Below are 363 nucleotides of genomic sequence, written 5' to 3'. Positions count from 1 at the left end.
CAGCTTATCGCGTCCTTCATCGGCTCCTAGTGCCAAGGCATCCGCCCTGCACCCTTAATAACTTGACCAGTTAAAAAGGTTTGATAGATTAGAAGCTATCAACTTCGATAATTTTTAAAAGTTATCAACTTTATATATTACAAATTAGATGTCATATCACTAAATATATATGCAGTTTTCAAAGTGCTAACGCACATCGTCAACGAACAACCTTCGTATACACTCAGATTATTCCATTACTTATAGTGCTAATTGAGTATTCGTAAAAACGAACCCTCAAAATTAAACAGTAGGCAATTCTCCTTAGAAAGGAGGTGATCCAGCCGCACCTTCCGATACGGCTACCTTGTTACGACTTCACCC

Annotated in this window: 1 rRNA gene; it reads right to left on the bottom strand. The window is 38.6% G+C overall.

What is annotated here, in order from left to right:
* Window positions 1–307: 307 nt before the first annotated feature.
* A 16S ribosomal RNA gene (locus tag KGF45_RS19750) occupies window positions 308–363 on the bottom strand; the annotation flags it as partial.

Source organism: Clostridioides sp. ZZV14-6154 (assembly GCF_020657785.1).
Classification (GTDB): domain Bacteria; phylum Bacillota; class Clostridia; order Peptostreptococcales; family Peptostreptococcaceae; genus Clostridioides.
This window is presented reverse-complemented; position numbering and strand designations above follow the sequence as displayed.